The organism is Bradyrhizobium guangzhouense (genome assembly GCF_004114955.1).
GTDB lineage: Bacteria > Pseudomonadota > Alphaproteobacteria > Rhizobiales > Xanthobacteraceae > Bradyrhizobium > Bradyrhizobium guangzhouense.
In genome coordinates this window covers 1983133-2006209 of sequence record NZ_CP030053.1, presented here as the reverse complement: position 1 = coordinate 2006209, position 23077 = coordinate 1983133, and the positions used below count along the sequence as shown (strand labels likewise).

The following is a 23077-nucleotide window of genomic DNA, read 5'->3' as shown; positions in this document are numbered from 1 at the left end:
TATTCTAGGCGCAACGCCCCGGCGCGCTCCCACTCCGCCGCTTATTATATGACCGGCTTCTCGATCGCACCGCCGGCGTCGACCCAATCCTTGAAGGCGCCAACGTTGTAGACATGGGCGTAGCCCATATCCTTGAGCACCTTGCCGGCCAGGGCGGAACGACCGCCTGAGGCACAATAAAGTATTACGGTCTTCTCCTTGGCAAACGCCTTGTCGTGATACGGCGACTCGGGATCGGCACGGAACTCCAGCATGCCGCGCGAGACATTCACCGCGCCATGAATCTTGCCGCTCTTTTCGATCTCCGGCGCATCGCGCACGTCGAGCACGAGCGTGTTGCCCTTGCCGATCATCTCCTTCGCCTGGGCCGGCGTGATCTTGGTCACGACGGCGTTGGCCGCCTCCAACATCTGCTTAACGGAAATTGCCATGATTCTACCTCTCGTGTGCGGTCCGATCGAGTGCTGCCATTGGGCGGCCTCGTCTCTCGTCGCGTCCCTCGTTTCGAGGACGGCGCGAACAACGTATCATGGATGCGGCAAAGTGGCTCTGCGACAGGATGGGGGACAATAGGCAAGGTTGAGGGGGCAGCCGCAGGGGACGTCGGCCACCCCCTCGTGCCCATCTCGTGGAGGACGAGAGGGCAAAGTACAATCAGATCACGCCCTCACCTCCTGACGCTGAAACAGCACATAGCTGAACGCGAACAGGACGATGGTGCCGGCGACGAGGCCGACGGTCTGCGGCCACGCGAGCATGACGCTTTCACCGAAGGGCAGCGGCGCGCCCATAACGGCGCCTCGGAGCTGGTCGAGGAAGACGGGGCCGAGCGCACGGGTCGTCGGCGACAGCACCGCAAGCATCGCTTCCTCAAACAGATCGTTCGGCGACAGCCGCAACAGCTCCTGCGTCCACACCGCAGTCGCCGGATCGTTCAGGCCGAGCATCGCATAACGCGGATCGGCTGGTGCGACCACCTGTGCCAGAGCCGGAGCCAGCATCGGCCAGAGCACCGTCAGGAGCAGCCAGACGCCCAGCGAGACCAGGGCCGCCGTAGCAGCCGACCGGAACACCGTGGACAGCAGCATCGCCAGCGACAGCCAGACACCCGCATAGAAGATCGCCACGACCAGGAATACCAACGATCGCGCGACCTCCTCGCTGCCGGGCGGCACGCCGAGGAAGATCAGGCCGAGCCCGATCACCAGCAACCACAGGGCGGCAAGGCTGATACCGATGGTGGCGAGCGCCGCAAGGAACTTCCCCATCAGCAGGGCATCACGATAAATCGGCTGCGCCAGGATGCGCGACAATGTTCGCCTGTTGTGCTCGCCGTTGACTGCGTCAAATCCGAGTCCAATCGCCATCAGCGGAATGAGGAAGCCGAGGATCGCGACGAAGGACGGCAACGGCGCCTGATCGATCGTGAAGAGCCGCAGCAGCAGGAACGGATCCTCGGCGGTGTTCTGCCTGAGGCTGTTGATGGCTTCGTACAGGGCCGCAAGTGCCGTGAAGACGATCAGGAGCTGCAGCATCAACATGCGAACGCTGGAGATATGGTCAGCGAGCTCCTTGACGAAGACGGTCGACATTCCCTGGAACGGTGATCCCTCACGCCGCATGACGAACGCCTCCCGCAGGCTGGTCCTGGAAATAGCGTGCGTAGATCGCTTCGAGGCTCGGCTCGTCGACGGACAGTCTGCGCAAGGACCCGTCAACGGCGACCACTGCGCGCGCCGCATCCGGCCGCACGTCACGCTCGGCAGTCATGCGGAAGCGATCGGCGGCGAGCGTCTCCACGTTGGTGACGCCGGGAATCATGGCGAGCCGCCTGGCGATCCCCAGACCTTCAGCCTCGACCTCCACGACAAAGCCAGCCCCCAACACCTTGACCGCGAGCTCCGGCACCGCCCCCATCAGCACGATGTGACCGGCCTTGAACAACGCGACGCGATCGCAGATGCGCTGAACCTGGTCGAGCATGTGGGACGACAGCAGCACTGTGATGCCTTCGGCCTTGAGCTCTCCGATCAAGCCCAGAAACTCCTGGGTCGCTTGCGGATCGAGGCCCGATGTCGGCTCGTCCAGGATCGCGATCTCGGCGCGCTTCATGATGATCTCGGCAAGGCCTAGCCGCTGCCGCATCCCGCGCGAGAAGGTCGCGACCCGCTTCGAGGCGACGTCGACCAGCCCGACGCGTCGCAGCGCCTGTTCGATCCTGCCCCCACGCTCCGCACGGGCGAGCCCCATCAGCTTGCCCGTGTAGGCGAGATTCTCCGCCGCCGTGAGCTGGTCATAGAAGCCCACGGCATCCGGCAGATAGCCAACGCGGCGCTTGACCTTGAGCGGCTCGCGCGCCGGATTGAAGCCGAGCACGCTGATCTCACCCGACGAGATCTCGGTCAGGCCGAGCATCATCAGGATGGTCGTGGTCTTGCCGGCCCCGTTGGGGCCGAGCAGGCCGAACACCTCGCCCCTGATGATGTCGATGTCGATGCCGTCAACGACCGCCGTATCGCCGTAGCGCCTGGTCAGGCCGCGAGCATGGATGACCGGTGGGGTCATGGTTTGGGTCTGTTGCTCGTTCATCGCCGTCCGAACCTCGCAACGGCACCCAGCATCAACAGCAACGCGACGCCGATGACGCCGGCGCCGGCCATTCCCCAGACGGTCGAGGTGCCGACCGTGATGCGGAACTGGCTCGACGCGGTTTCACCCTTGGAGGTGGCGCGGATGTTGGCCTGATAATCGCCCGCCAGCGACTTGTCGCTGGGCGTCAGCAGCGCCTGGACCTCGCTATCCTTGCCGGGCACGAGGCGATCGATCGTCGCCGGCTCGAACGTCACTTTCCAACCGTTCGGCGCCGTGCCGGCCAGCGTGATGTTCTCGGCCGGCGCCGTCCCGCTGTTGCTCACGACGATCGGGATCGAGCTCTGCTTGCCTGCGACGGCACGCGCACTCAGCAGGCCATCGCGGCCCGAGATCTGGAGCTGCGGTTCGCCGACCACATCGAGCGCAAGCTCGGTCGTGGCTGAAGCGTCGCCCGCCTTCACCGTCACCTTCACCGGAAAATGGCCGGCAGCGGTCGAGCTGGGCGGCCGTACCTTCAGCTTGATGTCCTTGGACTGACCCGCATCGATCGGAATCGACGACAGCTCCTGCGTCCCATAGGCTTCGGTGAACGAGGTTTCGAAATTGGCAGGTGCATCGGCGGCGAAGCTGGCGACAACGTTGCGGCCTGAGTCGTTCTTGATCGAGAGCGTGTAGTCGAAATTCGATTTCGGACTGCCCCGTAGCGACGGCAGGCTGGACTTCAAGCTGAGCTTGGCGGGCAGCTCCTTGGCGAGCGACACGGCGATGGGTAGTTCGGCGTTGGTGCCCTGCCCCTCCGCCTTGACCGTGAGCGTATGTGCGCTGAGATCGCTGGTGGCGGGGATGTCGAGCCGAAGCTGGAGCGCGACACTGCCATCGGGCGCCGGCATCGCTGCGCCGACCGGCTGGCCGCCACCCAGCAAAGTCGCGGTCCAACCGCTCGGCACGCCGGCGACCGAAAGCTGGTAGCGCTCCGGCGCGAGGCCGTAGTCCTGCAACCGCAGCGACACATTGGTCGTGGTCCCGGGCCGTACCGTGACTGCCGGATAGTCGGTCATGAGGTAGAGGCCCTTGATGTCGTGCGCCGGCTCGGCCGCATAAGCGGACGGACTGAGCAACATGAGGGCAAATGCAAGACGCGCAGCATCAAGCGCTCGCATGGACGATACTCCTGCAAGGAAAGTGGACCAGAGACGCGCCGCCTGAAAGACGACGGCGACGGCTTGCCGGATGATGGGAGAAATCGTGACAAAGTTTGGGAGGCGAAGCGCCGCCCCAATTACAAGTCGGTGATTTCAGGCATTTTCGCCTCAGACTTTAGTTTGAAAGCGGTGCGCGCCATCGAAAGATTAAAACATCGTAATACGATACTTTCACGCAAACGCAGTCGCCAGAAAGGCCGCGATGATTCCGCCGATCAGCAGATACTTCACGAGATAGTACACACGCCTGTTCCAGGATTTCATCCGCTTGCCGAACAGCCGTACCTGGTAGGCATAGGCAAAAATGCGGTTGATCCAGCCGACGCGCTCGCCCTCCACATTCTGCGTCGCGCTCTCACTGATGATGTGCCGGGAGACCCAGCGGTTGACGGAGATCATGGCGCGCGTCCTAAGCGGCCGCTCGACGTCGCAGAACAGGATCAGGCGATCATCGCCGGTCGTGTTCTCGGCATAGTGCAAATAGGTCTCGTCAAAAAGCAGATCTTCGCCGTCACGCCAGACGTAGGGCTCGCCGTCGATCAAGATACGGCATTCGCCCGGCGACGTCGGCACTTGGAGAGCGAGGTGATAGCGTAGCGAGCCGGCATAGGGATCGCGATGCTGCACGAGACGGCCGCCAGGCGGAAGGTTCGCGAACATCGCTCCCTTGATGATCGGAATGCCCTCGAGTAGCGCGACGGTCTTCGGACAATTGGCGAGGGCCGATGGCAACGGCTCTTCGTACCACTTCAGATAAAAGCGCTTCCAGCCCGTGCGGAAGAACGAATTGAAGCCCCAATCATTGTACCTGTCGGCTGCCTTGATGGCGCCCTGCGCAAACAGTTGCTGCGCCTCTTCACGGATCGTCTGCCAGTTCTGGCGCAAGACGAGGAGCTCCGGAACCATTCCGACATCCAGGATCGGCCGGTTCGGCACCGCAGAGAAGGTGTACATCAGGACATTGTACGGCGCCATCAAGGTCGAGTGATCCGACAGCTGGCGCCAGAATCCGAGCCGCACGCGTCCGCGAAAATGGACCGTGAGCGTCGAGCCGATGAAGGCCCACAGCACAAGAAATTGCGGCGACAGCAGGCGCATAACCATCGCAAAATCCGTAAAATATCAAATGGCGCTATATTAGCAGTCTGCCGAGCCAGGCTCAACAGTGACGTCCGGCATTAAAGCCCCCGGATCATCCCTGCATCGATCAGCAGCCGGTTCAGCCGCCGCGCCTCGGCGCCGTCCTTGCAACCATAGAAGATGCCGTTGCAGCGGAGCATGATAGCCTTTTGCTCCGCAAACGACGGGTCGAGCGGAATACCGGCGGCTTCCTGGATTACCAGCGGCAGATAGGGGCCATCGATTGTATCCATCACGGCAGCGCTCTTCACAGGCTCGAAATTGACCGCGTCGATGGCGTAATAGGTCGCATAGAGACGCGGATCATAGGCGTCGAGCTTCTTGCCGATTGCGCCTTCGTCGAGCCCTGGCTCGAGGATGGCAGGCGCGAACTCGGGCTGATGATCGCCATAGCGCACGATCAGGAACGGCTCGCCGGGAAAATTCTTCTTCAAGCCCGCGACGAAGGCTTTGTATTGCTCGGCGCTCATCGCCTGGCGGCGCAGATATTCGTCGATGGACGGCACGTTGCCCGGCGCGCGCCAGTTCGGCAGCAGGTCGGGGCGGAAGCGCGTCTCCCAGGGGAAATGATTGGCACCGAGATAGATGAAGGTGAACAGCGGCTTGTTGGGCGTGCGGTCGCCCATCAGCCGGAGCGCCTTGTCGTAGAAGAAGCTGTCAGGCTCGACGTCTTTCGCGCCGAGATCATGAGAGTCGAGGAAGCGTTCGACGCCGGTCGTCATCTGGAAGGTGCGCGCGCCCATGAAGCCGCCATAGGCCGGATAGAGCGACATGGTGTCGTAGCCGCAACGGCGCAGCGCCAATGGCAGGCCACGTTCGACGCGGCCCGACGCAATGCGCGTCACGAAATAGGCGAAGCGGCCGAACGAGCGCGCGGACAGACCCGCGAGCACGTTGTATTCGGTGAACCAGCTCGGCCCGCCATTGCTTTCAGCCAGGAAGGTACGCTCCTTGCCATCCCAGGACTTGAAATGGCTGCCATAGCCCGATGGCACCTTGATACCCTGCGCGGCGCGGATGTCGAAGCTCGATTCATCATGGATCATGATGATGTTCGGCCGGCGGCCGGCCGGGTGGCAGGCATCGACCAGCGGCATGTTGAGCCGCTCGTTGGTCGAGGCGGCCGACTCCATGAAGCCGTACTGCACGAAATCGGACACCGCAGTGACGCCGGAGCGGAAGAACTTTGAAAGATAGCCGTCGTCGTAATAGCCGCGCCAGGCTTCGTCAGGATGATAGACGGAATAGAAGACCAGAGCGGCGAGACAGGCGAGCTTGCAGGCGAGCGCCGGAAGGCGGCGGATGCGGAACGGATCGAGCCACCACAGCGCGTACATCAACGGCAGCGTCACGAGGCCAGCCCCGATCACCGACCAGCGCAAATTCGGGAAGATCGTGAACAGGAACGCGACCGTGTCGCGATCGATCATCATCAGGTCGATGAAGTTGACCGTCATCTGCGCAACGTCGTGCTTGAGCCGGGACAGCAGCACCAGCACCACGACCATGGTGAGCGACAATGCGCCCGACAGCGCCGGCCGGCGGAGCAGTGTGATCCAGAAGAAGTTGAGGATGCCCCAGGCGAGCAGGAAGGAGAGCCGCGAGGCGAAATCCGTCTCTGTCTCGGACATCAGCGCAAGCGCGGCGACATGCGGCGCGGCTACCGCAAGCAGCCGCCAGGTACCGAGCGCGGCGACGCTCGCCAGAGCGGCAGTGGCGGCGGAAGGACCTGGATTGGGCGCGGACGCCATCGACGACACGCTGAACTTGGGTCCGGCGCGGTGATGCGAAGCCGGTTGGCTGGCCTGAAGACCGCCAAGGCGTCCGGCGCAGCCGGCTGCACCGTGTCACAAAACTGTAACGGAACGGTCACAGGCAGGCAACGCGCGCGGCGATGCGACCTTCGCTTAATGTTAGCGGGCGGCGAAGGGCCGCACCGGGGGCGAGCTAGCGCTTGGCGATCCCTGCGATGAACAGATCAATCACCCCTTCCGCCATCCGCTCGATTTCCCCCTCCGCCACGCCCCAGCGCGGAAAATGGCCGTCGAGGTTCATCCGGGAAAAACCGTAGATCAGAGCGCGGCCGGCAATCAGGATGCGCTTCAGATCCGACGAATGCAGCAGGCCCTCGGAGGCCGCCTCAGCCAACATCCGTTCGCTCAGTGCGACCAGCTCGGCATTGTCGCGGATCAATTCGGCGGAGCTGCCATACGCGAAATAGCGTCCCGTTGAGATGATCTCGAAATGCGCAGGGTTGTGCATCGCCCAGCGCACATAGGCGATGCCGAAGGCGCGGAAGCGCACCAGGGGGTCAGCGGAGGTCGCTTCGGCCAGCGCGGCCTCGATCTCGATGCGAAAGCGCCGCTGCGCCTCCTCAGCCACCGCCGCCATCAAGGCGTCGCGGTTGGGAAAGTGCCGGAATGGTGCTCCCGGTGACACCGCGGCCCGGCGCGCCGCCTCACGGACCGAGACCTCGGTCCCCTCGGCCGCCAGTTGCAACGCAGCATCGATCAGCACCCGGCGGAGGTCGCCGTGGTGATAGGGCCGGGCTTCGGGTGTCTGGCGACGGCCGCGGGGCTTGGAAATCCGGGGCTTGGAGGTCTGACGGGCAGGCATACGGCTTCCTAGCATCACTCGAACGTGAATGTAAGCGGCGATTACACCGTTGACGACCATCGAGCATCGAAATGTAATCGGTGATTACATAATGGAGGAAGCCGCCATGATATCGCGACGTCACACCTGGTTCGAAGGCTGGCGGCTGCTCGCCGTGCTCACGCTGAGCCTGCTCGCCTTGAGCTTCTGGATTGCCTCGATGCGGCAATTCGAGGTCGAGGGCGTTCGCGTGGTGATCCGCTTCACGGCGCGCAGCTCGCTGCTGTTGTTTTGTCTCGCCTTCGGCGCTGCAGCGCTGGCGCGGCTTTGGCCCAACGCCTGGACGCGCTGGCAGCGCCGCAACCGCCGCTATCTCGGCTTGAGCTTTGCGGTCTCCCACGCCATCCATGCGGTGGCGATCGTCGTCTTCGCCAGGATGGATCCGGCAGGTTTCGCGGAAGCCACCTCGCCGGCCTCCTACATCTTCGGCTGCATCGGCTATGCCATGATCATGGCCATGAGTGCGACCTCGTTCGATTGTACGGCCGCGCTGATCGGACCGCGGGCCTGGCGCACGCTGCACCTCGTCGGCGGGTACTATCTCTGGATCCAGTTCATGGTGTCGTTCGGCAAGCGCGTACCGGCGATGCCCGCCTACGCGGCGTTTCTCATTCCGCTGCTCGCGGTGATGGCGCTGCGGATGATCGCAATGACGCGCCACCCGCGCGGGCAAGCCATCGCGGCGGGCTGAGAGCACGGCTTGCAAGAAGGCGTATCGGGTGTCTGTTCTTAAGATGAAGCGGCGCGCGAACGTCGCGAATTGCTGCTGATGATGCCCTGAGAGTGCGGATGAAGAGCCGAGTCCTAGACCCTGAGGACACAGCACTTTTGATGATCACGAGCTCTGAGAAAATTTTGAAAAACGACGCGAACACAAGAATGTGGTTTAAGCGTCAGTTCTTGGCTCTCTGGAAGCACTTCAACGCGCGAAGAATTTGAATGAAGCAGCAATGCTTCGCGCGAAAAGAGAAGAGCGAGACCGCTGTTGCGATCTCGCTCAGATGTAATCGCGAAGATTTAAGATTTGGTTTGGCGAACGAAGCTTTTTGTTTCGCTCTTGTCCCGGACAAGCCCAGCGAAGCGGAGCGCAGAGCCGGGACCTAGAAGTGGCAATGGGCTCCGGATCGGCAGCGCACCGCTCGAGCGCTACGCTGCATCCGGAGCACGCAAGCCTTAGTTCTTCGACTTGTCGACCAGCGCGCCCTTCTTGATCCAGGGCATCATGTCGCGCAGCTTCGCGCCGACTTCCTCGATCGGGTGCTGGGCCAGCTTGGCGCGGGTCGCCTTGAACGAGGTCTGGTTGACCTTGTTCTCGAGCATCCAGTCGCGGGCGAACTTGCCGCCCTGGATGTCGGCGAGAACGCGCTTCATCTCGGCCTTCGTCTCTGATGTCACGATACGCGGACCGGTGACGTACTCGCCATATTCCGCCGTGTTCGAGATCGAGTAGTTCATGTTGGCGATGCCGCCTTCATAGATCAGGTCGACGATCAGCTTCACTTCGTGCAGGCACTCGAAATAGGCCATCTCCGGGGCATAGCCGGCTTCGACCAGGGTCTCGTAGCCGCCCTTGATCAGCTCGACCAGGCCACCGCAGAGCACGACCTGCTCGCCGAACAGGTCAGTCTCGCATTCTTCCTTGAAGGTGGTCTCGATGATGCCGGCGCGGCCGCCGCCGACGGCGGACGCGTAGGACAGGCCGAGGTCATGGGCGTTGCCCGAGACGTCCTTGGCGATCGCGATCAGGCAGGGCACGCCGCCGCCGCGCTGATATTCCGAGCGCACGGTGTGGCCGGGGCCCTTCGGTGCGATCATCAGCACGTCGAGATCGGCGCGCGGGTCCAGCAGGTTGAAGTGGACGTTGAGGCCGTGCGCGAACACGAGGGCAGCGCCCTTCTTCATGTTGTCGTGCAGGTGCTCACGGTAGATGTCGCCCTGGAGCTCGTCGGGGGTCAGCATCATGACGAGGTCGGCCCATTTGGCGGCTTCGGCGACTTCCATCACCTTGAAGCCGGCGGCTTCCGCCTTCTTCACCGAGCCCGAGTCCTTGCGGAGCGCAATGGCGACGTCCTTGACGCCGGAGTCCTTCAGATTGAGCGCATGGGCGTGGCCCTGGCTGCCATAGCCGACGATGGCGACCTTCTTCCCCTTGATCAGGTTCAGGTCGGCGTCGCGATCGTAATAAACACGCATAGTCGTTTCCTCGTTGAGGGCCGGAAATCGGCCGATGGTCAGTGTCCGAAGGGTGGAATTTGCGGATTTCGAGGGCTGTCTAGAGCATTTCGGCCCCTGAGGGAAACCCGTTTCTGCATGGAAATCCGCGACATCATGCATCCATGAAAACGGGGTAGAGGGAGGCGAGCAGCAAGAGCGCCATCACGATATTGAAGGCGCGGACCAGCCGCTCCGAGGTCAGCACCGGCCGCAGTGCAGTGCCGAAGAAGGCCCAGACCACGGTCGAGACCGTGCCAACCAGCAGACTGATCAGGGTCTGGATCGCGATGTTGACCGGAAACCGGGCAATGGCCGCATAGGCAGTGATGGTGCCGATCACGATCACCCAGCCCTTGGCATTGATCCATTGGAACATGGCCGCGCCCCAGAAGGTCATCGGGCCACGGACGTCTGCATCGCCCGGTTTGGCCGGACCGGCGAACGCGATCACGGCCGCGAGGTAAATCAGGTAAGCGGCGCCGGCATATTTCAGGATTGTCTGGAGGATCGGGTACGCCAGGAACACGGTGCCGAGCCCAAGACCCACCGCGGCGACCATGAAGGCAAAGCCGAGCACGATGCCGACGATGTGCGGAATGGTGCGGCGGAAGCCGTAGGTCAGCCCGGAGGACATCAGCATGATGTTGTTCGGCCCAGGCGTGAAATACATCACCACCATGAAGGCGAGAAAGGCGTAGAACAACGAATTGGCCATCATCACCTCACGCGGTCTTCGCAAGCGGTTGCGGGCGCTTGACCAGCACCATCACCGCGATGCCACCGATCACGGTCAGCATCCCAGCGAGGCGCAGCGGCCCGAACCGCTCGCCGAACACGATGCTCGACGCCGCCGAGCCAACGAACGGCACCAGCAGCGCGAACGGGACCACTTGCGCAGCGGGATAGTCACGCAGCAACCGGCCCCACAGCCAATAGGCGATGCTGGTGGAGACGGCGCCGACCGCCAGCAGGCAGATCAGGCCCGTCAGCGACATATGGATCAGCGAGTTGAAGGTCGGAACGGGCCCGTTGACGACGAGCGCTAGCGCGAACAGCGGCACTGCGGTGGCGAGACAGAGCCAAGCGAACAGGTCGAACATCGGGACGCGGCGTGCGCCACGCAGCAGCAGATTGCCGATTGCGAAGCTGATCGGCGAGATCATCAGCACGGCGAAGGCGCTGACGCTGAAATCATAACCGACCGTGCCGCAGATCATTAGCAGTCCGACTGCGGCAATGGCGATCCCGAGCGTCTGCACCGGCGTCGGACGCTCTCCGAAGGCAATCGTCGCAAAGCCGATGGTGAACAGCGCCTGGCTCTGCACGACGACGGAGGTCAGGCCCACCGGCACGCCATGCGCGATACCATAGGCCTGGCTCAGGAACTGACCGAGAAACAGCGTGAAACTGATTGCGATCAGTAGCGACCAGCCGACTTTCGGCTTGGGAATGAACAGGCACGGCAGTGCGGCGATGGAAAAGCGCATCGCCGTCATCAGCTCCGGCGAAAACTCGTCGAGCGCGATCCGGCTCGCCACAAAGGCAAGCCCCCAGATGATCGCCACCATGAGGGCGATGAGGATGTCGGCCGGCTTCATTGTTGTTTCCGGTTCTGCCCCGTCGTGCAGCCCTGCTCGTTCTTCTGCTCTAGCCTTGCTCGCCGGCTTTCGGTTTGCGTAAGAGATAAGTGCCGTGCATCGGTGCATGATAGTCAGCCGAGACCAGCGCGAAGCCGACATCAGTCAGCATCCGCTCCATCACCCAGCCGAAGGTGGAATATTCGTCGCGCATATGCGTCACCACGCTTTCGCGCGAAAAGTCGTGGTTCTTGATCTGGTAGTCGGCCCATTGCTCGACATCGCGCTCGACCGCATCGGGCATCGAGGCGTACACGATATCGCGCAGATAGAAGCTCGCGCCCGGCTTCAGCGCACGAAAGATCCGCGACATCGCCACGGCTTTCCAGAAGTCCGGCAGGTGATGGAGCGTGAACTCGCTGACGATCAAATCATAGGATTCGGGCCGATAAGCGAAGGAGAGCAAGCCAGCCGATTGCGTGCGCACGGGCGCCTTGCGGTCGCGGGCGTAGATTTCGGCTAGTGCCAACATGGCGGGCGAGATGTCGATGGCGTCGACCTCGGCGCCCATCAAGGCCGCTTCGGTGGCAAGAACGCCGTTGCCGCAGCCGATATCGGCAATACGCCAGCCGCGCTGGACTCCCAGCATTTTCAGTGCGGCGCGCGCCCGCAGATCGGCATCGTCGTGGGCGTCGTAGATCGACGCCACCGCGGGCTCGATGCCCATCCGGTTCCGCTCGTTATAGTACCAGTCGCGCGCCAGCATGGCTCACATCCCCTCAGGCCCGCGACCGATCGCGGCAACGCCGGTGCGCGACACCTCGACAAGGCCGAGCGGGCGCATCAGGTCGATAAACTGGTTGATCTTGTCGGTATTGCCCGTGATCTCGAACACAAAGCTCTCGGTGGTCGCGTCGATCACGCGGGCGCGGAAGGCATCGGCGAGCCTGAGCGACTCGACGCGATGCTCGCCCTGCCCACGCACTTTCACCATGGCGAGCTCTCGCTCGATCGAGCGCTTCGTCTGCGTCATGTCGACGACCTGGTAGACCGGGATCATGCGGTCGAGCTGGTGCTTGATCTGGGCGATCACCATCGGCGTGCCCGTGGTGACGATGGTGATGCGCGAAAGGTGCTTCTGGGCCTCGGTCTCCGAGACCGTGAGGCTCTCGATGTTGTAGCCGCGCCCCGAGAACAGGCCGATGACGCGCGCGAGCACGCCCGGCTCGTTCTGAACGAGCACCGCGAGCGTGTGCGTCTCGTTGGGATCGTGGCGCTCTTCGATGAAGTAAGCGGATGCGGGCTGGTTCATTTGTCGTCCCCCTCTATTCTCTCTCGTCATGCCCCGCGAAGGCGGGGCATCCAGTAATCACCGGCGTCGAAAGTCCCACGACCGCCGCGGCGTACTGGATCGTCCGGTCCCGTCTACGCCAACGCTTCGACGGGGCTTGCGGTCTCAGGCACGCCGAAGCTTTAGCGGAGGCGGCAAGCCGGACGAAGACAGTGGTGTACTGGACCGATGCTCGCATCATCATGCGACCACCCATTGCTTGAACAGATCGAAATCGATATTGCCGCCGGACAGCACGAGACCGACGCGCTTGCCCTTCAGCTTGCTCTTTTCCTGTATCGCCGCGGCGAGCGCGGCCGCGCCGGCGCCTTCGGCAAGATTGTGTGTATCGGTCCAGTAGGCGCGGATCGCGGCAGCGACCTCGTTGTCGGTGACCTGGACAATGCGGGAGGCACCTTTGCGGATCAGCGCGAACGCGTCCGCGTCAGGGATGCGCGTCGCCATGCCGTCGGCATGCGTATTCGCGGTCTCTGTCGTCACGATCTTGCCGGCCGCGAACGAGAGCGCATAGGACGGCGCCTCCGTCGACTGCACGCCGACGATCTCGGTGTTCAGGCCAAGAAGGTCGCGCGCCATGATGCAGCCGCAGATGCCGGAGCCCTGCCCGATCGGCACATAGAGAATGTCGATATCCGGCGCCGACCTGAACAGTTCGAGCGCATAGGTCACAACACCCAGCACGAGATCCGGGTGAAACGACGGCACCATATGAAGGCCGGAGAATTGCGCGCGGCGCTCGGCTTCCTCGCGGGCGGCCTGAAAGTCCTCGCCATGCTCGACCAGTTCGGCGCCAAAGGCCTTCATCGCCCGGTTCTTCTCGACCGAGTTGCCGCGCGGAACATAGATCACCGCCGGCACGCCGTGACGGGCCGCGGCAAAGGCCAGGCTCTGGCCGTGATTGCCGCGCGTCGCAGAGATGATGCCCGGCGTATTCGGGCGCTCACGCTTGAGACGGTCGAGATAGACCAGGCCGCCGCGCACCTTGAAGGCGCCGATCGGCGTGTGGTTCTCGTGCTTCACGACGACCTCTGTGCCGAGGCGCCCAGCGAGCAGCGGCCAGCGGTGTGCCGGCGTTGCCGGCACCGCCTGCCCCACGATCGCATGTGCGCGTTCGAGCTCCGTCAGGTCGAACATGGCCTCACACCAGTGCCTTGCCGCCGGCGAACGCCTTGGCGGTCGCCTCGTCGTTGGCCTGCTCGGGCAGCAGCATCTCGTTGTGTGCCTTGCCGGAGGGGATCATCGGGAAGCAGTTTTCCAGCGCTGCGACGCGGCAATCGAACAGCACCGGGCGCTTGACCGAGATCATCTCCTTAATGGCACCCTCGAGATCGCCCGGCTTGGTCACCTGAAGTCCAACGCCGCCATAGGCTTCCGCGAGCTTGACGAAGTCAGGCAACGCTTCCGAGTAGGAATGCGACAGCCGGTTACCGTGCAGCAGTTGCTGCCACTGCCGCACCATGCCCATGTACTGGTTGTTCAGGATGAAGATCTTGATCGGCAGCTCGTACTGAACCGCCGTCGACATCTCCTGCATCGTCATCTGCACCGAGGCGTCGCCCGCGATGTCGATGACGAGGCTGTCTGGATGGGCGACCTGCACGCCGATCGCGGCCGGCAGGCCGTAACCCATCGTACCGAGACCGCCAGAGGTCATCCAGCGATGCGGCTCCTCGAAACCGTAGAACTGCGCCGCCCACATCTGGTGCTGACCGACCTCGGTCGTGATGTAGGTGTCCCTGCCGCGCGTAGCCTCGAACAGGCTCTGGATCGCGTGCTGCGGCAGGATGATGTCATTGCTCTTCTTGTAATAGAGCGAGTTGCGGGCACGCCATTGCGCGATCTGCTGCCACCAGCTCTTGATGTCAGGCTTCTTCGCCTCGGCCTTGAACACCTGCAGGATGTCGCCGAGGATGTTGCCGCAATCGCCGATGATCGGCACATCGACGCGGATGTTCTTATTGATCGAGGACGGGTCGATGTCGATGTGGATCTTCTTCGAGTTCGGCGAGAATGCATCGACGCGGCCGGTGATGCGGTCGTCGAAGCGCGCGCCGACGCACAACATGACGTCGCAATCATGCATCGTCATGTTGGCCTCATAGGTGCCGTGCATGCCCAGCATGCCGAGCCAGTTCTTGCCCGACGCGGGGTATGCACCGAGGCCCATCAGCGTTGACGTGATCGGGAAGCCCGTCACCTCGACCAACTCGCGCAACAGCTTGGTGGCTTCGGGACCGGAATTGATCACGCCGCCCCCGCTGTAGATCACCGGGCGCTTGGCGTTCGCCAGCAGCGAGACAGCTTTGCGAATCTGCGTCGCATCGCCCTTGACACGCGGCGCGTAGGAGCGGTGGACGTCGGATTTGCGCGGCGGATGATACGTGCCGGTCGCGAACTGCACGTCCTTGGGAACGTCGACCAGCACCGGGCCCGGACGGCCCGTGGTCGCGACGTAAAACGCTTCGTGCAGGACCTTGGCGAGATCGTTGACGTCGCGCACCAGCCAATTGTGCTTGGTGCAGGGGCGCGTGATGCCGACGGTGTCGCACTCCTGGAATGCGTCGTTGCCGATCAGATGCGTCGGCACCTGGCCGGAGATGCAGACCAGCGGGATCGAATCCATCAGCGCATCGGTCAGCGGCGTCACCATGTTCGTGGCGCCGGGCCCTGACGTCACCAGCGCAACGCCGGGCTTGCCCGTCGAACGGGCATAGCCCTCGGCGGCATGGCCCGCGCCCTGCTCGTGGCGGACCAGGATGTGCTGGACCTGGCTCTGCTGGAAGATCTCGTCATAGATCGGAAGCACCGCGCCGCCGGGATAGCCGAAAATGTCGGTCACGCCGTGATCGATGAGCGCGCGGACGATCATCGCTGCGCCGGTCATCTGGTTCGGATCGTGGCTCTTGTCGCTCATTGGCTTGCTCCGGATGCGCTGTTGTCAGCGGCTTCGTTCGTGTCGGGTTCGGGAAATAAAAAAGGCCCCGAAGAGGGACCCTGCACACCGCCTGTCATGTGGATGGCAGCTAGCCATCCCCGGCGGTGTGCCTGGGTACGACGGCGATAAGGAGTTTGGTAATAATGTTACGCATGGCAGGCGGTCGGCTTCCCAAAGGTTGCGCGAAACATAACGACCAAAGCCTCGATGTCAAGGCAAAGCGGCCACTTCCGCGCGATTTTGGCAGTGTAACCGCGTTCCCGGGGTTCGGCGAGAGGTAAATTCGGGAACCCGCGCACAAAAGCACGTCAACCGGACTTTCCAGCCGCTTGGGCGGCTGCTGTCAGCCATCCCCTCGCCTCCTCGGGCTTCACCCACTCGAATTGAGGCAATTGATGCCTGAACCAGGTGAATTGCCGCTTGGCGTAGTGGCGGGTATCGGCCCGGCCGATCATGGCCGCCTCCTCCAGGCTGAGCTCACCGCGCAGATGCCGGATCAGCGCCGGCACGCCGTGGGCCTTCATGGCCGGCAACAGCGGGTCCAGGCCGCGGGCGGCGAGCAGTTCGACCTCGTCAAGGGCGCCGGCGCGCAACATGGCGTCGAAGCGGGCGTCGATGCGGGCATAGAGCTCGTCACGCTCGGGCGCGAGAAACACCGCCTGAAAGCTGCCCTCGGGAAGCAGCGGCGGCTGACCCTCATGGTGCCAGTCGAGCAGCGAGCGCCCGGTCGCCTCGACCACTTCGAGTGCGCGCGCGATGCGCGTGCGATCGCGTAGATTCAGCCGTTCCGCCGCGCGCGGATCGCGGCGCGCGAGTTCCGCATGCAGCGCCTCGACGCCGTTCTGCTCCAGCCGCGCGCGAACACCCTCGCGCACCTCGACCGGGATCGGAGGCACCACGGAAAGGCCTGCGGTCATGGCCTTGAAATACAGGCCTGTGCCACCGACGAAGATCGGCAGGCGCCCATCAGCCCGTACTTCGTCGAGCACCTTCGTGGCGTCGCTCACCCAGGCGCCGGCCGAAAAATTCACGGCCGCATCGACATGGCCGTAGAGACGATGTGGAACGCGCGCCTCCTCATCCTGCGTGGGACGCGCGGTGATGATGCGGAGATCGCGATAGACCTGCATGGAATCGGCATTGATCACGACTCCGCCCGCATTGAGGGCGAGCGCGAGTGCCAGCGCCGACTTGCCGCTGGCGGTCGGGCCTGCGATAAGCACGGCCTTGCTTGAATGCCCCTCGCTCACGAAAACCTCAAATGTCCCTCGTCGCCACGCTGATCTGCAATCCCAACAATCCCGCGCTCGACTCTACAATCGTCGATGGCGCCCGCGCCGTGCTGCCCAGCGCCGCGCCCGCGCACTGGCTGTTCGACGGGGTTGCGGTCGACATTCCCTTCGGCGCCGACAGTAACCTCGAAGCCGACCGTCACGCCATCGAAGAGCGGCTCCGCGAGTTGCGCGGCGACCTGCCCATCGACATCGTGGTGCAGCCTGCCGGTCTCAGGCGCAAGAAACTTTTTCTCGCCGACATGGATTCCACCATGATCGGCCAGGAATGCATCGACGAGCTCGCCGATCTCGTCGGGATGAAGGCACACGTCGCCGCCATCACCGAACGCGCGATGCGGGGCGAGATCGAGTTCGAGCCCGCGCTGCGGGAGCGCGTCGCGCTGCTGAAGGACCTTCCCGCCAACGTCGTCGACGAGGTGCTGAAAAAGCGCATCACGCTGACTCCCGGCGGCCGGGAGCTGGTCGCGACCATGCGCGCCCACGGCGCCTATACTTGCCTCGTTTCCGGCGGCTTCACACTGTTCACGAGCGCGGTCGCCGCCAGGATCGGCTTCCAGGAGAACCGCGCCAACGAGCTCGTCGTGCGCGACGGCAAGTTCACCGGCGAGGTGAAGGAGCCGATTTTGGGTCGCGCGGCGAAGCTCGCGACGCTGGTGGATTTGATGGAGTCGTTCGATCTCGACGACATCGACTCCGTCGTCGTCGGCGACGGCGCCAATGATCTGGCGATGATCCAGGCGGCGGGGCTGGGCGTGGCGTATCACGCCAAGCCGGCGGTGGCCGCTGCCGCCGCAGCGCGGATCGACCATGGCGACCTCACCGCGCTGCTCTATGCGCAAGGGTATCGGCGGGAGGAGTTTGTCGAGGTATAGCCTGGTCTCCGCTGTCATCACCCGCGAAAGCGGGTGATCCAGTATCCCAGAGACCGCAGTGCTGAAACCGAGAAGCCGCAGCGTACCGGATGCCCCGCCTTCGCGGGGCATAACCATTGAGAGTGGAGCGAACCGCGCTCCTATTGCACGCTCAGCGCCACGAAGCGCAATTCGCCGTCGCCGTTGGACACCAGCAGCAGCACCGACTTCTTGCCGTCCTTCTTGAGCTGGTCGATCCGCTTCTGGATGTCGTCGCCGCTCGAGACCGCTTCCTGGGCGACTTCGACGATGACGTCTCCAGCGGAGAGCCGCTTCTCGGCAGCATCCGAATTGGCGTCGACATTGGTGACGACCACACCCTTGACGCTGTCCTTGATCTTGTAGCGCGCGCGCAGATCCTTGTTCAGCACGGCAAGATCAAGGCCCAGCGCCTTCTGCGTCACCGGCTTTTCCGGCGGCGGCTCGTCGGTCTTCACTGCGGCCTGCACCTTGTCCGGATCCTGCAGGCGGCCGAGCGTGACCTTCTTGGTCTGCTCCTCGCCCTTGCGGATCACGACGACGTCGACTTCCTTGCCGACCGCCGTGTCGGCGACGACGCGGGAGAGGTCCTTGGGGTCCTTGACGTCCTTGCCGTCGAACTTGACGACGACGTCGCCCGGCTCGATGCCGGCGGGCTTGGCCGGGCCCTTGTCGTCGACGCCGGCAACCAGCGCGCCGCGCGCCGGCTTGATGTTGAGGCTCTCGGCGATCTCGTCGGTGACCGTCTGGATGCGCACGCCGAGCCAGCCGCGGCGCAGTTCGCCGAACTGGCGGAGCTGATCGACGACGCCCGCAACCGTCTTCGACGGCACGGCGAAACCGATGCCGATCGATCCGCCCGAAGGTGAAATGATCAGCGTGTTGACGCCAATGACGTCGCCTTCGAGGTTGAACAGCGGACCACCGGAATTGCCGCGATTGATGGCGGCATCGGTCTGGATGTAGCTGTCATAGGGGCCCGAGGAGATGTCGCGGTTCTTGGCCGAGACGATGCCCGCCGTCACCGTGCCGCCGAGGCTGAAAGGATTGCCGATCGCGATCACCCAGTCACCGAGGCGCAGCTTGTCCGAGTCGCCGAATTTCACCGCGATCAGCGGCCTCGGCGGCTTGAACTTCAGGACAGCGAGGTCGGTCTTCTTGTCGACGCCGACCAGGTCGGCCTTGATCTTGGTGCCGTCGTTGAGAATGACGTTGATCTCGTCGGCATCGGCGATGACGTGGTTGTTGGTGACCACGATGCCTGACGTGTCGATGATGAAGCCGGACCCGAGCGAGTTGGTCTTGCGCGGCGGGCCGCTGTCGCCGCCCTTGCCGCCACCACCGGGACCTTTGCGGTTCTTGAAGAAGTCGTCGAAGAATTCCTCGAAGGGCGAGCCGGGCGGCAGTTGCGGCATGGTGTTGCTGCCGCCGCCCTTGGCCTCGACCGTCTGCGAGGTCGAGATGTTGACCACCGCGTCGATCACCTTCTCGGCGACGTCGGCGATGCCCTCCGGTCCGCGTGCATAGGCTGGCGAGCCGAGGGCGCTGACAGCGCCGATGACGAGCGCAGCCAACCCAAATCGCAAGCGGGTCGGGACAATGGTGGCAGCGGTCATTGTGGTCTCCAGAGAAAAGGATTCGGCGTCAAGACTGCGCTCGAACGGGGGCACGGCGCAAGCGCGGAGCTTAACGGGCCTCGAGACCCGGACAATACGGCGAAAACCTGCCCCACGCCTTCACTTTGGCGTTGGCCCGCGGCTAGATCGGACGTCGCATCGCCCAGATCAGGATCAAACCGGCCACAGCCGAGCCGATCCCCACCGCCCGCAGGATGTTGTCAGGCGTCGCGATGGCGCTCTTCATGGCCTTGCGCATCCAGTTCGGACTTGCCGCGAACATCAAGCCTTCCAGCACGAACAGGATGCCTAAGCCGATGAGGAAGTCGGCGAACGCAATGGACCTCATCGGATTGGAACCTCCCGTGGTGCTGTTTTTGTCTGGACGAAGGGCGACCAAACTTGCCGCCCTTGTCTAACTTACGGTTTCGCCGGTGTCTCGGTCGCCGTCTTGCCGGACGGGTTACCAAAATACCGGAAGAAATCCGAGTCCGGCCGCAGCAAATAGCGGGTGTCGTCCTTCTTCAGCCCGTTCTCATAGGCCGTCATCGACCGGTAGAAGGCGAAGAAGTCAGGATCCTTGCCATAGGCTTCGGCGAACAGGCGGTTGCGCTCGGCGTCGCCGACGCCGCGGGTCTGCTCGGCCTGCGAGTTGGCGTCGGCAATGATCACCGTCACATCGCGGTCGGCCTTGGAACGAATTTCCTGCGCCTTCTGGGCGCCCTGCGCTCGGAACTCAGCCGCCTCGCGCTGGCGTTCGGACTTCATCCGGTCGTAGACAGCCTGGCTATTCTGTTCCGGCAGATCGGCGCGACGAATGCGGACGTCGACAACCTCGATGCCGTAGCCACCCGCCTCGCGGTCGAGCTGCTCGCGGATGCGCCCCATCAGCTTTTCGCGTTCATCACGCACCACGGTGATGAACGTGACTTCGCCGAGGACGCGGCGCAGCGCCGCGTTCAAGAGCGAGGTGAGCTGGAGGTTCGCCGCCTGGATCGAGCCGACGCTCTGATAGAAGCGCAGCGCGTCCTTGATGCGGTAGCGCGCGAAGGCGTCGACCACGAGCCGCTTCTGGTCGGAAGCGATGACTTCCTGCGAGGGATTTTCGAGATCCAGGATCCTCTTGTCGATGTTGATCACGGAGTTCCAGGGCGCCTTGAAGTGCAGTCCGGGGTCGGTGACGACGTCCACCGGCTTGCCGAATTGCAGCACGATGGTCTGCTCGGTCTGCTGCACCGTGAACAGCGACATGTAGCCGACGATCACGACCAGAAGCGCCGCAAGCAGCACGACAATACCAGTAACGGGGGACCTCATCGGGCACCTCCGCCCGGCTGCTGGCCCGGCATCGTGGGCTTCTTGGCTGACAATTCGCTGAGTGGCAGATAGGGCACAACGCCCTGGCTCGACGGACCACCGTCATAAATCAGCTTGTCCGAGCCGCCGAGCACGCGCTCCATCGTCTCAAGATAGATCCGTTCACGCGTCACGTCAGGCGCCTTCTTGTATTCCTCGTACACTTTCAGAAAGCGCGCGCTCTGGCCCTTGGCCTCGGCGACCGCCTGCTCCTTGTAGCCCTCGGCGGCCTGCAGGATCTTGGCCGCGTTGCCGCGTGCTTCCGGCACGACCTTGTTGGCATAGGTCTGCGCTTCGTTTGACAGCTGCTCGAGATTTGCGCGGGCCGCCTGCACATCGCGGAACGCATCGATCACCTGCGCCGGCGGATCGACCTTCTGCATCTGCACCTGGGTGATCTGGATACCAGCCCCGTAACCGTCGAGCGTCTTCTGCATCAAATCCTGCACAGTGGTCTCGGTGAGCGTCCGTGCGCCAGTCAAAATCGGCTGGATGTCGGAACGGCCGATCACCTCGCGCATCGCGCTTTCGGCCACCGCCTTCACGGTGCCCTCAGGGTTCTGGATGTTGAACAGGAAATTGCCGACGCCGTTGGGCTTGATGCGCCACAGCACGGTGAAGTCGACGTCGACGATGTTCTCGTCGCCGGTCAGCATCAGGCTCTCTTCAGGCACGTCGCGGATCGAGCGGCCACGCCGGGCCGGGTCGTCGATCAGCGTCATGCCGATGGAAATGGTGGAGACACGCAGCGCCTTCGGCAGCAGCACTGTCTCGATCGGATAGGGCAAATGATAATTCAGGCCCGGATCGACGGTGCGCACATGCTTGCCGAAACGGAGCACGACGCCCTGCTCTTCGGACTGCACCCGGAAGAAGCCCGACAGCAGCCAGAGCGCGACGACGACGAGCAGGATCAGCGTGATGCCGATGCCGGAGAAATAGCCGCCCGGCATGATCTGCTGCAGCCGGTCCTGGCCACGCCGCAGAAGGTCTTCCAGATCCGGCGGCCTCGGCCCGACCGGTTGCGGGCCTGTGCCCCATGGTCCTTTCGGACCCGAGCCCCACGGGCCACCGCCCTGATTCTTCCACGGCATTCGACGTTCTCCTCGGCAGGCCGGGACTAGAACTAAAGCCGGCCCGCATTGTCCGGTCCGGCTTTATAGGGGACCGAAAGGACCCTTACAACGCAAGCCTGACCGCCTCACGAGCTATGCTCGGGGGCGGAAAAGTCAATGTAAACATTGGCGAATGCAGTTAATGGGCCGGCCGCCGACGATATGTCACATAGGAGAAGTCGGCGCTGTCGTCCGGGCCGGCGGGATGGCGGACGCGCGCCGTCTCCTCCCACTGCGCCCTGTCGATGTCGAAATGCGTGTCGCCCTCGGGCCGCGCATGAACTTCCGTGATCTCGAGACGGTCGGCACGATCGAGCCATTGCCGGAAGATTTCGGCGCCGCCGATCACCGCAATTTCAGTGGTTGAACGCCGCAGGGCGTCGCCAAGCGCGACCGCGCCGGCATCCGCCGCCGATGTCGTGACGATGGCGCCGGCGGCGCGATAGGCCGCATCGCGCGTGATGACGATGTTGGTGCGGTTCGGCAGCGGCCGGCGTGGCAAAGACTCGAAGGTCTTGCGACCCATGATCACGGGCTTGCCGATGGTGAGCGCCTTGAAGCGCGCCAAGTCGGATTTCAAACGCCACGGCATCGCGTTGCCGGCGCCGATGACGCCGTTCTCCGCGATCGCAACGACGAAGACGATCTCCATCAGGTCGCGCTCCCTGCAAGTCGCGTCAACGCAGGCCCCGTGACGCGACACAGCGTCCAGTCGTCCAGCATCACGGCGCCGAGCGATTTGTAGAACTCGATCGACGGCGCATTCCAGTCGAGCACCGCCCATTGCAGGCGCGACCAGCCGTTATCGAGGCATTCCTTCGCCAGATAGATCAGCAGCGCCTTGCCGAGGCCCTTGCCCCGGTGCGATGGCCGCACATAGAGATCTTCCAGATAGACACCGTGACGGCCGCTGAAAGTCGAGAAATTCAGGAACCAGACTGCAAAGCCGACCGGTTCGCCGTCCCAATCGGCAATCGCACAAAACAGCCTGGGATCGTGGCCGAACAAGGCGTCCGCGATGTCAGCCTCGGTCGCCTCGACCTCATGCGAGAGCTTCTCGTACTCGGCAAGCTCGCGGACGAAATCCAAAACGAGCCCGGCTTCGTCCGAGCGCGCGCGGCGGATGTTGAGCGACATCA

At 63.5% G+C, this 23077-nt stretch carries 23 protein-coding genes; 2 read left to right on the top strand and 21 right to left on the bottom strand.

Annotation, left to right across the window (positions count from 1 at the left end):
* Positions 1-44: 44 nt before the first annotated feature.
* The 7 genes from XH91_RS09665 to XH91_RS09635 all read right to left on the bottom strand — a co-directional run bounded on the left by XH91_RS09665 (position 45) and on the right by XH91_RS09635 (position 7550).
* Positions 45-431, bottom strand: a complete 387-nt coding sequence (locus XH91_RS09665; protein WP_128950383.1) for a rhodanese-like domain-containing protein — start codon at positions 429-431, stop codon at positions 45-47.
* A gap of 228 nt (positions 432-659) precedes the next feature.
* A complete protein-coding gene (locus XH91_RS09660) occupies positions 660-1622 on the bottom strand; it encodes an ABC transporter permease (RefSeq protein ID WP_128950382.1) in 963 nt (320 codons plus the stop codon).
* Entirely contained in the window at positions 1612-2565 is a 954-nt protein-coding gene (locus XH91_RS09655) for an ABC transporter ATP-binding protein (protein ID WP_128950381.1), read from the bottom strand. The genes XH91_RS09660 and XH91_RS09655 overlap by 11 nt, the downstream gene beginning before the upstream one ends.
* Positions 2566-2585: 20 nt before the next feature.
* Positions 2586-3752, bottom strand: a complete 1167-nt coding sequence (locus XH91_RS09650) for a COG1470 family protein (protein WP_128950380.1) — start codon at positions 3750-3752, stop codon at positions 2586-2588.
* Between the two features lie 213 nt (positions 3753-3965).
* Positions 3966-4898: an aspartyl/asparaginyl beta-hydroxylase domain-containing protein gene (locus XH91_RS09645; protein ID WP_128950379.1), complete on the bottom strand. Its 933-nt coding sequence runs from the start codon at positions 4896-4898 to the stop codon at positions 3966-3968.
* Between the two features lie 74 nt (positions 4899-4972).
* Positions 4973-6685 (bottom strand): sulfatase-like hydrolase/transferase, encoded by a 1713-nt coding sequence (locus XH91_RS09640; RefSeq protein ID WP_128950378.1) that lies wholly within the window; start codon positions 6683-6685, stop codon positions 4973-4975.
* Positions 6686-6881: 196 nt separating this feature from the next.
* Complete coding sequence (locus XH91_RS09635) at positions 6882-7550, bottom strand: TetR/AcrR family transcriptional regulator (RefSeq protein WP_164933933.1); 669 nt, start codon at positions 7548-7550, stop codon at positions 6882-6884.
* Between the two features lie 106 nt (positions 7551-7656).
* Here XH91_RS09635 and XH91_RS09630 point away from each other — a divergent pair, with 106 nt between their 5' ends.
* A complete protein-coding gene (locus XH91_RS09630) occupies positions 7657-8280 on the top strand; it encodes a hypothetical protein (RefSeq protein WP_430648539.1) in 624 nt (207 codons plus the stop codon).
* 482 nt (positions 8281-8762) lie between these two features.
* Here the strand turns inward: XH91_RS09630 and ilvC are convergent, their stop codons facing one another.
* The 8 genes from ilvC to miaA all read right to left on the bottom strand — a co-directional run bounded on the left by ilvC (position 8763) and on the right by miaA (position 16916).
* Positions 8763-9782, bottom strand: a complete 1020-nt coding sequence (gene ilvC, locus XH91_RS09625) for a ketol-acid reductoisomerase (protein ID WP_128950376.1) — start codon at positions 9780-9782, stop codon at positions 8763-8765.
* Positions 9783-9915: 133 nt separating this feature from the next.
* On the bottom strand, positions 9916-10518 hold the full coding sequence (locus XH91_RS09620; RefSeq protein WP_164933932.1) for a LysE family translocator: 603 nt from the start codon (positions 10516-10518) through the stop codon (positions 9916-9918).
* A gap of 7 nt (positions 10519-10525) precedes the next feature.
* Positions 10526-11401, bottom strand: a complete 876-nt coding sequence (locus tag XH91_RS09615) for an EamA family transporter (protein WP_128950374.1) — start codon at positions 11399-11401, stop codon at positions 10526-10528.
* 49 nt (positions 11402-11450) lie between these two features.
* On the bottom strand, positions 11451-12146 hold the full coding sequence (locus XH91_RS09610) for a class I SAM-dependent methyltransferase (protein ID WP_128950373.1): 696 nt from the start codon (positions 12144-12146) through the stop codon (positions 11451-11453).
* Positions 12147-12149: 3 nt separating this feature from the next.
* Positions 12150-12692 carry an acetolactate synthase small subunit gene (gene ilvN, locus XH91_RS09605; RefSeq protein ID WP_128950372.1) on the bottom strand — a complete coding sequence of 181 codons (543 nt, stop codon included), beginning with the start codon at positions 12690-12692 and terminating at the stop codon, positions 12150-12152.
* A gap of 219 nt (positions 12693-12911) precedes the next feature.
* Complete coding sequence (locus XH91_RS09600; protein ID WP_128950371.1) at positions 12912-13865, bottom strand: threonine dehydratase; 954 nt, start codon at positions 13863-13865, stop codon at positions 12912-12914.
* A 4-nt stretch (positions 13866-13869) separates the two neighbouring features.
* Positions 13870-15645: an acetolactate synthase 3 large subunit gene (locus XH91_RS09595; RefSeq protein WP_128950370.1), complete on the bottom strand. Its 1776-nt coding sequence runs from the start codon at positions 15643-15645 to the stop codon at positions 13870-13872.
* 329 nt (positions 15646-15974) lie between these two features.
* A complete protein-coding gene (miaA, locus tag XH91_RS09590; protein ID WP_128950369.1) occupies positions 15975-16916 on the bottom strand; it encodes a tRNA (adenosine(37)-N6)-dimethylallyltransferase MiaA in 942 nt (313 codons plus the stop codon).
* Positions 16917-16927: 11 nt separating this feature from the next.
* Here miaA and serB point away from each other — a divergent pair, with 11 nt between their 5' ends.
* The gene (serB, locus tag XH91_RS09585; RefSeq protein ID WP_128950368.1) at positions 16928-17833 is read left to right on the top strand and encodes a phosphoserine phosphatase SerB; all 906 of its coding nucleotides are present in this window, start codon (positions 16928-16930) and stop codon (positions 17831-17833) included.
* 140 nt (positions 17834-17973) lie between these two features.
* Here the strand turns inward: serB and XH91_RS09580 are convergent, their stop codons facing one another.
* The 6 genes from XH91_RS09580 to XH91_RS09555 form a co-directional block, all read right to left on the bottom strand.
* A complete protein-coding gene (locus XH91_RS09580; protein WP_128950367.1) occupies positions 17974-19467 on the bottom strand; it encodes a Do family serine endopeptidase in 1494 nt (497 codons plus the stop codon).
* Positions 19468-19609: 142 nt separating this feature from the next.
* Positions 19610-19816, bottom strand: a complete 207-nt coding sequence (locus tag XH91_RS09575) for a DUF2065 domain-containing protein (protein ID WP_128950366.1) — start codon at positions 19814-19816, stop codon at positions 19610-19612.
* 71 nt (positions 19817-19887) lie between these two features.
* Positions 19888-20784, bottom strand: coding sequence for a protease modulator HflC (gene hflC / locus XH91_RS09570; protein WP_128950365.1), 897 nt, complete (start codon positions 20782-20784; stop codon positions 19888-19890).
* Complete coding sequence (gene hflK / locus XH91_RS09565) at positions 20781-21917, bottom strand: FtsH protease activity modulator HflK (RefSeq protein ID WP_128950364.1); 1137 nt, start codon at positions 21915-21917, stop codon at positions 20781-20783. Before hflK ends, hflC begins: the two co-directional genes overlap by 4 nt.
* Before the next feature lie 160 nt (positions 21918-22077).
* Positions 22078-22590, bottom strand: coding sequence for a dihydrofolate reductase (locus XH91_RS09560; RefSeq protein ID WP_128950363.1), 513 nt, complete (start codon positions 22588-22590; stop codon positions 22078-22080).
* Complete coding sequence (locus XH91_RS09555; protein WP_128950362.1) at positions 22590-23075, bottom strand: GNAT family N-acetyltransferase; 486 nt, start codon at positions 23073-23075, stop codon at positions 22590-22592. Before XH91_RS09555 ends, XH91_RS09560 begins: the two co-directional genes overlap by 1 nt.
* Between the last annotated feature and the right edge of the window lie 2 nt (positions 23076-23077).

Coding starts and splice junctions, on each gene's coding strand:
- ilvN (WP_128950372.1), bottom strand. CDS start 12,692: ATGAACCAGCCCGCATCCGCTTACTTCATCGAAGAGCGCCACGATCCC.
- XH91_RS09560 (WP_128950363.1), bottom strand. CDS start 22,590: ATGGAGATCGTCTTCGTCGTTGCGATCGCGGAGAACGGCGTCATCGGC.
- serB (WP_128950368.1), top strand. CDS start 16,928: ATGTCCCTCGTCGCCACGCTGATCTGCAATCCCAACAATCCCGCGCTC.
- XH91_RS09630 (WP_430648539.1), top strand. CDS start 7,657: ATGATATCGCGACGTCACACCTGGTTCGAAGGCTGGCGGCTGCTCGCC.
- XH91_RS09575 (WP_128950366.1), bottom strand. CDS start 19,816: ATGAGGTCCATTGCGTTCGCCGACTTCCTCATCGGCTTAGGCATCCTG.
- XH91_RS09665 (WP_128950383.1), bottom strand. CDS start 431: ATGGCAATTTCCGTTAAGCAGATGTTGGAGGCGGCCAACGCCGTCGTG.
- XH91_RS09615 (WP_128950374.1), bottom strand. CDS start 11,401: ATGAAGCCGGCCGACATCCTCATCGCCCTCATGGTGGCGATCATCTGG.
- XH91_RS09610 (WP_128950373.1), bottom strand. CDS start 12,146: ATGCTGGCGCGCGACTGGTACTATAACGAGCGGAACCGGATGGGCATC.
- hflC (WP_128950365.1), bottom strand. CDS start 20,784: ATGAGGTCCCCCGTTACTGGTATTGTCGTGCTGCTTGCGGCGCTTCTG.
- XH91_RS09595 (WP_128950370.1), bottom strand. CDS start 15,645: ATGAGCGACAAGAGCCACGATCCGAACCAGATGACCGGCGCAGCGATG.
- XH91_RS09660 (WP_128950382.1), bottom strand. CDS start 1,622: ATGCGGCGTGAGGGATCACCGTTCCAGGGAATGTCGACCGTCTTCGTC.
- XH91_RS09650 (WP_128950380.1), bottom strand. CDS start 3,752: ATGCGAGCGCTTGATGCTGCGCGTCTTGCATTTGCCCTCATGTTGCTC.
- XH91_RS09600 (WP_128950371.1), bottom strand. CDS start 13,865: ATGTTCGACCTGACGGAGCTCGAACGCGCACATGCGATCGTGGGGCAG.
- ilvC (WP_128950376.1), bottom strand. CDS start 9,782: ATGCGTGTTTATTACGATCGCGACGCCGACCTGAACCTGATCAAGGGG.
- XH91_RS09655 (WP_128950381.1), bottom strand. CDS start 2,565: ATGACCCCACCGGTCATCCATGCTCGCGGCCTGACCAGGCGCTACGGC.
- XH91_RS09635 (WP_164933933.1), bottom strand. CDS start 7,550: ATGCCTGCCCGTCAGACCTCCAAGCCCCGGATTTCCAAGCCCCGCGGC.
- XH91_RS09640 (WP_128950378.1), bottom strand. CDS start 6,685: ATGGCGTCCGCGCCCAATCCAGGTCCTTCCGCCGCCACTGCCGCTCTG.
- XH91_RS09620 (WP_164933932.1), bottom strand. CDS start 10,518: ATGGCCAATTCGTTGTTCTACGCCTTTCTCGCCTTCATGGTGGTGATG.
- XH91_RS09555 (WP_128950362.1), bottom strand. CDS start 23,075: ATGTCGCTCAACATCCGCCGCGCGCGCTCGGACGAAGCCGGGCTCGTT.
- XH91_RS09645 (WP_128950379.1), bottom strand. CDS start 4,898: ATGGTTATGCGCCTGCTGTCGCCGCAATTTCTTGTGCTGTGGGCCTTC.
- hflK (WP_128950364.1), bottom strand. CDS start 21,917: ATGCCGTGGAAGAATCAGGGCGGTGGCCCGTGGGGCTCGGGTCCGAAA.
- XH91_RS09580 (WP_128950367.1), bottom strand. CDS start 19,467: ATGACCGCTGCCACCATTGTCCCGACCCGCTTGCGATTTGGGTTGGCT.